We start from the raw sequence: 10543 nt of genomic DNA, 5'->3' as shown, positions 1-10543 counted from the left end.
AACAACCACACAGACCTACAGCTTCCACGCCGAAATCACACTCTTCGAGAAAGGACTTGCCTCCCGCTCACGGCGCTAAACGCAACGGCGTTGTCCTTGTTGTAGTGGCCTCGCGAGTGGCGGAAAGCCACTACATCCAGGATCGAGCACGACCTTGACCGGCGCGGGCTGCCGGCGGAGCGCGGGCGCGGGGCCTACGCACGGGGAGCGCGGGCTGCCGGCCGGGCGCGGGCGCGGGGCCTGCGCGCGGGGAGCGCGGGCCGGAGGCGTCGAGCGGGGCCGCACGGGTAAGTACCTACGGGTCCATGGACCGCTGATCCTCCTCGGGACCGAGGGCAGGACGGCCACCCCTTTCTACCGTGGATTGCAGACGCGGCGCACCGCCGCAGAGTGGGAGTACGACGATGAGTCGCAAACTGGTTCGGCCCCGCCAGGGGCGCATGCTCGCCGGTGTCTGCGCCGGCCTCGGTCAGCGGTTCGGCATGTCCGCCGGGATGGTCCGGCTGCTGTTCCTGCTGTCACTGCTGCTGCCCGGCACCCAGGTGATCGTCTACCTGATCCTCTGGATCCTCATGCCGAACGAGGACCGCTACCTCGCCTCCACCGGCCACTGACCACCCCCGCACAGCACAGCGCAGCGCAGTCTGGAGGCCACCACGTCGACGATGTGGTGGCCTCCGGTCACCCCGCTCCTGGACATGGCGCGAATCTCGGGTGGGCACGAATCGCTGGTGGCGCGCGATCGAGTGGCAGCGCGCGGCCCCGCGGTAGCGCACAGCCCCGCGGTGACGCACAGCCCAGCGGTAGCGCGCGGCCCAGCAGTGACGCACAACCCGGCGGTAGCGCACGACCCGGCGGTGACGCACAGCCCAGCGGTGACGCACAGCCCAGCGGTAGCGCGCGGCCCAGCGGTAGCGCGCGGCCCAGCGGTAGCGCACGACCCGGCGGTGACGCACAGCCCGGCGGTGGTGCTGGTGGCCCGCGCGAAAGTCGCGGCGGTGGTGGCCGGTCCGGCGGGCGGGCGCAACCAGCGGCACAACCCGGACTCGCCGCAAGTCATGCCCCGCAGAAACCTGACCGTAGGGCGTGACCGCGTCGGCGTCACGCGCCCAACCGGCCCTCCACTCCGAGATCTTGGACAGTTTCCGTTAGCTGCTGACGGAAACTGTCCAAGATCTGCTCATACCGCAGCCAGAGGATGGCGCGGACCCGACAAATCGCCCTGCCGACGCCGACGAGCGGCGTGCACGGGTAATTGCCGACCTGCCAGCGGGGACGGAGGACGAGCACGGCGCGGAGGCAGCCACAGCAACGCGGCCCGGGCCGGTGCGGGCACCGAGCAGCGAGCAGCGAGGAGCAGGCGGCGAGCGGCAAGCAGCAGGCGGCGAGCGGCAAGCGGAGAGCACCAGGCGGCGGGCTCCAGGCAGCAGGCGCCAGGCGCCAGGCAGCGAGCAGCAGGCAGCAAGCGGCAAGCAGCAGGCGGCGGGCTCCAGGCGTCAGGCGCCAGGCGCCAGGCGCCAGGCGCCAGGCGGCGGGCGGCGGGCGGCGGGCGGCGGGCGGCGGGCGGCGGGCCAGTGAAAACGCCCGCCCCGACGGTGGTCGGGGCGGGCGCGGCTGCAGTTTCGGAGCGCCGGGCACCGGATTCCGGCACCGAAGCCCCGAGCGTGGAGATGCCGGACCGCCAGGCGCCGAGGGGCCGGATCACCGAGCACGGAGGTGCCGGGGCGTCCGAGCGCCGCAGCGACCTACTGCCGAAGCGTCGAGCGTCAGGGGGCCGTGTAGGTGACCGTGACCTGCTGGTAGCCCAGCGAGCGCAGCAGCCCCTGCAGCATCTTGCGGGTGTTCTCCTCGGCGCGGGCGGAGAGCCCGCTGTCCCGGGCGGCGGCGGTGATCCGTTCCTCAGCCAGTTGGTAGACCTGCTGCTGCCGGTTGGGGTCGTTGCCGACCAGGTCGCCGAGCCGGTTGAGCAGGCCGCGCTGCTCGGCGAAGACGTAGCTCTTCTCCATGTCGAGGTTGGTCTCGCCGAGCTGCGGCGCGGGCAGCTTGATCTCGACCGACTTGCCGTCGGCGGACTGCACGATCGCACCCTCACCGATCTTGGTGAAGTCGACGTACGCCTCGACGCTGCCGGCCCCGACGAACAGGGTGCGTTCGTTGAGCAGGAAGTCCGGGACGTTGCGCCGGTCGTTCTGGGTGTCGACCACGACCTGGAAGTTGCCTTCGGCGGCCACGTAGCGGCTGAGATCCTGGATCGACTTCAGCAGCGGCGGCTGGCTGCGGTCGGTCTGCTCCTTGGTGAACGGGTTACGGAAATCGGGCAGGAAGCCGGTCGCCTGCACGCCGAGCAGCACCACCACGGCCAGCGCGGCGGCACCGAGCAGGAGGAGCAGCCCACGGGCCGCACCCCCACCCCCGCCGGCCGGAGGACCATCGGTGCCACCCGGCCCGCCCGGAGTCGGGTCGGGTGTCGCGGCCGAGCGCTCCTTGAGGTCGTCGCCGGTCGGGTAACCGGGGAACTCCCTCGTGGGCTCGTTGATGCCAGCGTCGCGGGCCATCACACTCACCGTCCTCGTCAGACACGTCGTCTGTCAATGACGGTACGGCCCCGGTACGACAGCCGCGCGGCGAGCGGCCGGAATGCGTAAACGGGCAGGTCAGGCGAACGCGGAGAGCCCGGTGAGCCGCTGCCCGACGACGAGCTGGTGGATCTCGGACGTGCCCTCGTACGTCAGGACGCTCTCCAGGTTGTTCGCGTGCCGCATCACCGGGTACTCCCCGGAGACGCCGTTGGCGCCGAGGATGGTGCGGCACTGCCGGGCGATGGCCAGGGCCTCCCGCACGTTGTTCAGCTTGCCCACGCTGACCTGCTCGGGGCGGAGCCGGCCGCCGTCGGCGAGCCGGCCGAGGTGCAGCGCGAGCAGTTGGCCCTTGACCAGTTCGACGGCCATGTCGGCGAGCTTGGCCTGGGTGAGTTGGAATCCGGCCAGCGGCCGACCGAACTGGGTACGGCTGGTGGCGTACGCCAGGGTGGTCTCCAGGCAGTCCCGTGCCGCGCCGAGTGAGCCCCAGACGATGCCGTACCGGGCCTCGGTCAGGCAGCTCAGCGGCGCCTTGAGCCCGACCGCCTCGGGCAGTTGGGTGTCGGCGGGGAGCCGGACGTCGTCGAGCACGATCTCGCCGGTCACCGACGCGCGCAGGGACATCTTGCGGCCGATCTCGCGGGCCGTGACGCCGGGCGTGTCCATGGGTACGGCGAAACCGCGGACGCCCTCGTCGGTGCGGGCCCAGATGACGGCCACGTCGGCGATCGGCGCGTTGGTGATCCACATCTTGGCGCCGGTGAGCACCCAGTCGTCGCCGTCGCGGCGGGCCCGGGTGGTCATGGACGCCGGGTCGGAGCCGTGGTCGGGTTCGGTGAGGCCGAAGCAGCCGATCGCCTCGCCGGTCGCCATCGCCGGCAGCCAGCGCTGCTTCTGCTCCTCGCTGCCGTAGCGCCAGATGGCGTACATCGCCAGTGAGCCCTGCACCGAGACCAGCGAGCGGAGCCCGGAGTCACCGGCCTCCAGCTCCTGGCAGGCCAGCCCGTACGCGACGGCGGAGGCGCCGGCGCAGCCGTAGCCGGTCAGGTGCATGCCGAGCAGACCGAGTTTGCCGAACTCGCGGGCCAGCTCGCGGGCCGGCACGCGACCCTCCTCGTACCACTCGGCGACGTGGGGGCGGACCCGGTCGTCGACGAGCTGGCGGACGACGTCGCGGATCTGCCGCTCCTCCTCGCTGAGCGACGGGTCCAGGTCGAGCAGATCGAGGGCAGTCATGCCGTCACCTTAACGAAGCCTCAGCTCACGCCGTTCAGTCGATCGGCCCGGAGAGCACCAGCACACGGGCGTGGATCTGGTTGCGCTGCTGCAGGGCGGCACGCAGGGCGCGGTGCAGCCCGTCCTCCAGGTAGAGCCCACCGTTCCACTGGACCACGTGCGGAAAGAGGTCGCCGTAGAAGGTCGAGTCCTCGGCGAGGAGCTTGTCGAGCGCCAGCTCGCGCTTGGTGGTGATCAACTGGTCCAGGCGCAGCGGACGGGGCGGAATCTCCGCCCACTGCTTGAGCGTCAGGTTGTGCTCCGGATAGGGACGCCCGTCCCGGACCGCTCTGAAGATCACGACGGCACGCTCCCCTCCCCGTGGCCGGGCCGACCGACGACACCGAGCCGGGCCGCGGCGGGCACCGCGCGGCGCGGCACCGATGACCGTGCCAGCCTAGCCGTCCAGCGCACGCGACGTTCTGCTCCCTGATGTCAGTTTCGCTACCGCTCGCCCGATCCTCAACTCCGACGAACGGGACGCGCCACTCAACTCCACCGCCCGCGCCGCACCACCTCGTCCATTTCGCGCCGCCCTCGGCGCAGCGATGGTGACCGATGGTCCGGCGCACGGTAACCGATTGTGACGGCACCGATGGGGTGGTACTCCTCCGGCACGCCGAACGCGCCCCGGTACGCGCCCAGCCGCTGCGGCGGAATCCCGAAAAAGCACGCCCCCAGCCCCTCGTCCACGGCGGTGAGCAGCATCAGGAGCGCGGCGAAGCCGGTGTCCACGTACCAGTAGGGCACCGGCCAGCGGTCGGTCGACCGGTCGGTCCAACCCTTGTCCGGCTCGGCGTACCGCCGCAGGTAGGCCGACTCGTTGGCGTGCGGCACCACGATGAGCGGCGCCCTGCGCATCCCCGCCAGCCAGCGCTCCCGCCCGCCACCCTCCGGCGTGGTGGCGGCCCAGAACCGCTCCCGGTCGGCCGGCTCCTCCAGCACCAGGAAGCCCCAGCCCTGGGCGAACCCGGCCGAGGGGGCGCGGACGGCGTGGTCGAGCAGCCGATCCACCACGTCGGGCGGGACGGGACGGTCCGGGTCGTAGTTGCGCACCATCCGCCGTCGGCGGACGACCTCGGCGAACTCCATCAGGCCCCGGGACGGATGCCCCAGGCACCCCGCCAGGTCGTGCCGGGCTTGAGCGTGAGCAGGTCCTTGCCCGAGCGGAACGCGTCCGGCGGGCAGGTCATCGGCTCGATCGCCACCGAACGCCGGTGCCGCTCGCCGATGAGCGCGTCCCCGGTGAACACCTGCCACCAGCCGAACTCGGCGTCCGCCCAGATGCTCACCCCGGACGAGGAGTCCGGCGCGGCCAGGCTCACCGAGGAACCGCCGTCGGCGTCCCGGACCACCTCGCCGAAGCAGAGGTCCAACTCCGCGCCGCCGATCCGGCGCGGGCTGGTCCAGTCGTACTCGGTGCCGGCCACCGGGGTCGCCCCGACCGGGAGCAGCCGACCGTCCACCAGCACACGGGTACGCGCCGGCAGCCGCATGACCAGGTCGTCCACCGCGACACCCGGCAGTTGCAGGTACGGGTGCACCGAGAAGCCGAACGGGGCCACCTCGGCGCCGATGTTGGTCACCTCGTGCTCGGCGCGCAGACCGTCCGCGCCGACGCTCCACCGGCTGACCAGTCGCAGCGGCCACGGGTAGCCGGGCTGCGGCGGCAGGTCGTAGCCGACCGTCACCGCATCCACGGACTGCTCCAGCAGCCGCCACGGCACCCAGTTGACCAGCCCGTGGATGGCGACGTGCCGCTCCGGCTCGGTCAGCGCGAGCTGGTGCGTCCGGTCCGCGAACGGGTAGCGACCGTCGCGGATCCGGTTCGGCCAGGGCGCGAGCACCTGCCCGGCGCAGCCGGGGCACACCTCGTCGGTCTGGTACCCGTCGACCAGGTCGACACCCTCGTGCCGGTACGTCCGCAGCCCGCCGCCCACCTCCACGATGACTGCCTCGTGGCCCGCGGCGGCGATGGTCCACTGTGCGCCGGAGAAGGGGCGCTGGTCGGGGCTTTCCATGTCGGCGACCCTAACCGGTCACGGCCGGTCGCCGCTCGACGCCGTCGTGGCCCGGTAGCGCAGCAGCGCCGGGAAGGCGACCGCGAGCACCACCACGAGCACCGCCGAGGCGAGCCCACCGGCGACCCAGGCCACCCCGCCGCCGAACCCGGCGGCCATGGTGCCGGCCCGCAGGTCACCCAGGCGCGGACCGCCGGCCACCACCACCGTGTTGACGCCCTGGAGCCGACCGCGCATCCGGTCCGGCGCGTACACCAGCAGCATGGACTGGCGCAGTACGGCGCTGACCAGGTCGGCGGCGCCGGCCACGGCGAGCAGTAGGACCATCAGCCAGAGCTGGTGGGCCAACCCGGCCGCGGCGATCGCCAGGCCCCAGCCGACCACCGCGACCACCAGGCCGACCCCCTGCCGGCGGAGGCGACCGATCCAGCCGGAGGTCAGCCCGCCGATCATCGAGCCGATCGCGATGGCGCTGTAGAGCAGGCCGACCGCGCCACCGCCGCCGAACCGCTCCTGGGCGATCTCCGGGAACAGCGCCCTCGGCATGGCCAGGATCATCGCGATCAGGTCCACGCCGAAGGAGAGCAGCAGCACCGGCGTGGTGGCGAGGTACCGGAATCCGTCGATCACACTGGCCAGGCCGGCACGTCGGGCCTGGCCGTCGGCGGTCGGCTCGGGCGGGAGCGAGGGGAGGCGCAGCGCGGCCCAGAGCATGGCGGTGAACAGCACCGCGTCCAACCCGTACGCGATCGGCAGGACCACCGTGGTGTCCGGCGAGGCGGAGAGGATCAGACCGGCGGCGAGCGGGCCGGCGACCGAGGCGGCGGTGAAGGTCGTGTAGTTCAGGGTGGTGGCGGACGCCACCAGGTCGTCCGGCACCAGCCTGGGCAGCATGGCGCTGCGGGCCGGCGAGGTGATCGCGAAGGCCACCGACTGCACCGCCATCAACGCCAGCAACAGCACCGGGCTGCCCACGTTCAGCAGCGCCTGGACCAGCAACCCGAGGGTGGATGCCCAGAGCAACAATGAGCCGCCGAGCAGCACCGCACGGCGGTCGCGGGCGTCGGCGACCGCGCCACCCCAGAGCCCGAAGACCAGCAGGGGTACGAAGGCAGCCACACCCAGCAGACCGACCCAGAACGAGTCCCGGGTCAGGGCGTACATCTCCACCGGCACCGCCACGGCGGTGAACTGGAAGCCGAACATCGCCACGGTGTTGCCGAGCCACAATCGCCGGTACGCCGGAACCCGCAGCGGACGGACGTCGATCGCCCAGCGGCGCGCTCCGCGCGGCCGGGCCTCCTGCACACCCGTCACGGCGCCAGCCGCTCGACGGTCCAGTCGCTTCCGTCGACGCGACGGAACCGCAGGCGGTCGTGCAGCCGACCCGCCCGCCCCTGCCAGAACTCCACCGAGTCCGGCCGGACCCGCAGACCACCCCAGTGCGGCGGGGGCGGGATGACCGTCGCGTCGGCGAACCGCTCGGCCACCTCCCGATAGCGGTCCTCCAGCGTGGCCCGGTCCGGCACCACCTGCGACTGCGGGCTGGCCCAGGCGCCCAGCTGCGAGCCGCGTGGCCGGCTCGCGAAGTACGACTCGGTCACCGCCCGCTCGACCGGGGCGATCGACCCGGCGACCACCACCTGCCGCTGCATGGGAAACCACGGAAAGACCAGGCTGGCGTACGGGTTGGCGGACGCCTCGACGCCCTTGCGCGAGAGGTGGTTGGTGAAGAAGACGAAGCCCTCGGGGTCGTACCCCTTGAGCAGCACCGTCCGGCCGCTGGGCCGGCCGGCGGCGTCGGCGGTGCCCACCACCATCGCGTTCGGCTCGGGCAGCCCGAAGGCCACCGCGTCGGCGAACCAGCTGTCGAACTGGCGGTGCCAGTCGGCGGCCAGGTCAGCTTCGGTCAGGCCCAGGTCCGCGGCGTACTCGTTACGCATCGCGGCCGGGGCGGGTGTGTCGCCCGTCACGTCCCCACTCCTTCTCGGCGGCCCGACATGCACCCTTCCGCGCTGGCCAGTCCGCATCGCCCAGTCTCACCGAGTGGCGCGGAGAATGCGCGTCCTCAGATGTCGTGTGCAGCACAGTCGCAGCGGGTCGCATATCCGGTTACGCAGCAGGCAAGATGTTCCGAACACATCCCTGAGGGTCGCCTAAGGCGCTCGGCCGACCGGGCCGGCTCAGCTGATCAGGCGCACCGACCAGATCCAGGAGAGCGACATGGCCGATTTCAAACCCGGTCTGGAGGGCGTCGTAGCCTTCGAGACCGAGATCGCCGAACCCGACCGCGAGGGTGGCGCGCTGCGCTATCGCGGGGTCGACATCGAGGATCTGATCGGCCAGGTCTCGTTCGGCAACGTGTGGGCGCTGCTGGTCGACGGCCGGTTCGGGCCGGGCCTGCCGCCGGCGGAGCCGTTCCCGGTGCCGGTGCACTCCGGCGACATCCGGGTCGACGTGCAGTCGGCGGTCGCGATGCTGGCGCCGTACTGGGGGCTCAGCCAGCTGTTGGACATCTCCGACGAGCAGGCCCGTGAGGACCTCGCCCGGGTGTCGGTGACCGCGCTCTCCTTCGTCGCGCAGTCCGCCCGCGGCCTCGGCCTGCCGGCGGTGCCGCAGAAGGAGATCGACAAGGCGCAGACCATCGTCGAGCGGTTCATGAAGCGCTGGCGGGGTGAGCCGGACCCGCGGCACGTCAAGGCCGTCGACGCGTACTTCATCTCGGCCGCCGAGCACGGCCTGAACGCCTCCACCTTCACCGCGCGCATCGTCGCCTCCACCGGGGCCGACGCCGCGGCCTGCATCTCGTCGGGCATCGGCGCCCTCTCCGGGCCGCTGCACGGCGGCGCACCGTCCCGCGTGCTCAGCATGCTGGAGGCTGTGGAGCGCAGCGGCGACGCGGAGGGCTACGTCAAGGGTGTCCTGGACCGCGGCGAGCGGCTGATGGGCTTCGGCCACCGGGTCTACCGTGCCGAGGACCCGCGCGCCCGCGTGCTCCGGCGCACCGCCAAGGAGCTGGGCGCACCGCGCTTCGAGATCGCCGAGGCGCTGGAGAAGGCCGCCCTCGCCGAGCTTCAGGCCCGCCGCCCGGACCGGGTGCTGGCCACCAACGTCGAGTTCTGGTCGGCCGTGGTGCTGGACTTCGCCGAGGTGCCGGCGCACATGTTCACCTCGATGTTCACCTGCGCCCGGATGGGCGGCTGGAGCGCGCACATCCTGGAGCAGAAGCGTCTGCAGCGGCTGGTCCGCCCGTCCGCCCGCTACGTCGGCCCGAACACCCGCAAGCCGTCCGACGTCGAGGGCTGGGCCGCCATCCCGCACGGCGTCTGAGCTGCCCGAAGGGCCCCCGCACCAGCCGTGGTGCGGGGGCCCTTTTTCGACCGCTGTCGACCTCGTGGGCCGCTCGATGTGGTGAAGGACTCAGACCGGCCGTCGGGACCCCGGCGGTCGCCATCCGCCCCGGGTGCGAGGATGAGGGCCGGCAGTGTCGCCGGGCCCGCCCTCGCCCTTGCGGAAGGATCTTCAGTACCGTGGCTGACGCACCGATCATCCGGATTCCCGACGAGATCAAGCCCGCCGACGGACGTTTCGGCTGCGGCCCGTCCAAGGTCCGTCCGGCGGCCGTGTCCGCGCTCGCCGAGGTGGCGACCAGCTACCTGGGCACGTCGCACCGGCAGAAGACGGTCCGCGACCAGGTGGCCCGACTGCGCTCCGGCATCGCCGAGTTCTTCTCGCTGCCCGAGGGCTACGAGGTCGTGATCGGCAACGGCGGCACCACCGCGTTCTGGGAGGTCGCCGCCTTCGGCCTCGTCCGCGACCGTGCGCAGTTCGCCAGCTTCGGCGAGTTCGGCGCGAAGTTCGCCAAGTCGGTCTCCGACGCTCCGTTCCTGGGTGAGCCGACCGTCCGCAAGGCCGCGGCGGGCAGCGCGCCGACCCTGGTCGCCGAGGCCGGCGTGGACGTGTACGCGACGCCGCACAACGAGACCTCGACCGGCGTGGCCGTGCCGATCAACCGGGTCGCCGGTGCGGACGAGGGGTCGCTGCTCCTGGTCGACGCCACCTCGGGCGCGGGCGGCCTGGAGGTCAACGTCGGCGAGACCGACGTCTACTACTTCGCGCCGCAGAAGTGCTTCGGCTCCGACGGCGGCCTCTGGCTGGCCCTGATGTCGCCGGCCGCGTTGGACCGGGCCGCCGAGATCAAGGCGTCGGGGCGCTACATCCCGGCCTTCCTGGACCTGGTGACCGCGATCGACAACTCGCGGCTGGAGCAGACGTACAACACCCCGGCGCTGGCCACCATCTTCCTCGCGGCCGAGCAGACCGACTGGATGAACGCGCAGGGTGGTCTGGCCTGGGCGGCCAAGCGCACGGCGGAGAGCGCCGCGACGGTGTACGGCTGGGCGGAGCGGTCCACGGTGGCCACCCCGTTCGTCACCGACCCGGCGCTGCGGTCCAACGTGGTCGCGACCATCGACTTCGCCGACGGGGTGGACGCCACCGCGATCGCCAAGGCGCTGCGCGCCAACGGCATCGTCGACACCGAGCCGTACCGCAAGCTCGGCCGCAACCAGTTGCGGGTGGCGCTGTTCCCGGCCGTCGAGCCGGCTGATGTCGAGGCGCTGACCGCGTCGATCGACTACGTCGTCGAGCGCCTCTGAGCATCGTCAC

General features: G+C 72.2%; 10 protein-coding genes. 3 read left to right on the top strand and 7 right to left on the bottom strand.

What is annotated here, in order from left to right:
- Nucleotides 1–404: 404 nt before the first annotated feature.
- A complete protein-coding gene (locus ABZU53_RS11755) occupies nucleotides 405–614 on the top strand; it encodes a PspC domain-containing protein (RefSeq protein WP_007454856.1) in 210 nt (69 codons plus the stop codon).
- A gap of 1152 nt (nucleotides 615–1766) precedes the next feature.
- On the opposite strand, the gene ABZU53_RS11750 is transcribed toward ABZU53_RS11755, so the two are convergent.
- The 7 genes from ABZU53_RS11750 to pdxH all read right to left on the bottom strand — a co-directional run bounded on the left by ABZU53_RS11750 (nucleotide 1767) and on the right by pdxH (nucleotide 7905).
- On the bottom strand, nucleotides 1767–2555 hold the full coding sequence (locus ABZU53_RS11750; protein WP_354862786.1) for a DUF4230 domain-containing protein: 789 nt from the start codon (nucleotides 2553–2555) through the stop codon (nucleotides 1767–1769).
- Between the two features lie 99 nt (nucleotides 2556–2654).
- Nucleotides 2655–3815: an acyl-CoA dehydrogenase family protein gene (locus ABZU53_RS11745; RefSeq protein ID WP_355065551.1), complete on the bottom strand. Its 1161-nt coding sequence runs from the start codon at nucleotides 3813–3815 to the stop codon at nucleotides 2655–2657.
- 34 nt (nucleotides 3816–3849) lie between these two features.
- On the bottom strand, nucleotides 3850–4155 hold the full coding sequence (locus ABZU53_RS11740) for a type II toxin-antitoxin system VapB family antitoxin (protein ID WP_354862783.1): 306 nt from the start codon (nucleotides 4153–4155) through the stop codon (nucleotides 3850–3852).
- A 188-nt stretch (nucleotides 4156–4343) separates the two neighbouring features.
- Nucleotides 4344–4946 (bottom strand): nitroreductase family protein, encoded by a 603-nt coding sequence (locus ABZU53_RS11735; protein WP_354862781.1) that lies wholly within the window; start codon nucleotides 4944–4946, stop codon nucleotides 4344–4346.
- Nucleotides 4946–5875: an aldose 1-epimerase family protein gene (locus ABZU53_RS11730; protein WP_355065549.1), complete on the bottom strand. Its 930-nt coding sequence runs from the start codon at nucleotides 5873–5875 to the stop codon at nucleotides 4946–4948. Before ABZU53_RS11730 ends, ABZU53_RS11735 begins: the two co-directional genes overlap by 1 nt.
- 18 nt (nucleotides 5876–5893) lie before the next feature.
- Nucleotides 5894–7192, bottom strand: a complete 1299-nt coding sequence (locus tag ABZU53_RS11725; protein ID WP_354862778.1) for an MFS transporter — start codon at nucleotides 7190–7192, stop codon at nucleotides 5894–5896.
- On the bottom strand, nucleotides 7189–7905 hold the full coding sequence (pdxH, locus tag ABZU53_RS11720; protein ID WP_355065547.1) for a pyridoxamine 5'-phosphate oxidase: 717 nt from the start codon (nucleotides 7903–7905) through the stop codon (nucleotides 7189–7191). The genes ABZU53_RS11725 and pdxH overlap by 4 nt, the downstream gene beginning before the upstream one ends.
- Before the next feature lie 193 nt (nucleotides 7906–8098).
- On the opposite strand from pdxH, the gene ABZU53_RS11715 reads away from it, so the two are divergent.
- Nucleotides 8099–9205 (top strand): citrate synthase 2, encoded by a 1107-nt coding sequence (locus ABZU53_RS11715; RefSeq protein ID WP_354862774.1) that lies wholly within the window; start codon nucleotides 8099–8101, stop codon nucleotides 9203–9205.
- Nucleotides 9206–9405: 200 nt separating this feature from the next.
- Nucleotides 9406–10533: a phosphoserine transaminase gene (gene serC, locus ABZU53_RS11710; RefSeq protein WP_355065545.1), complete on the top strand. Its 1128-nt coding sequence runs from the start codon at nucleotides 9406–9408 to the stop codon at nucleotides 10531–10533.
- Nucleotides 10534–10543 lie beyond the last annotated feature (10 nt).

The sequence above is a fragment of the Micromonospora sp. NPDC005194 genome, assembly GCF_040608335.1.
Taxonomy (GTDB): Bacteria; Actinomycetota; Actinomycetes; order Mycobacteriales; family Micromonosporaceae; genus Micromonospora.
Note: the sequence above shows the minus strand (reverse complement) of the source record. Positions and strands in the feature narration are given on the sequence as shown.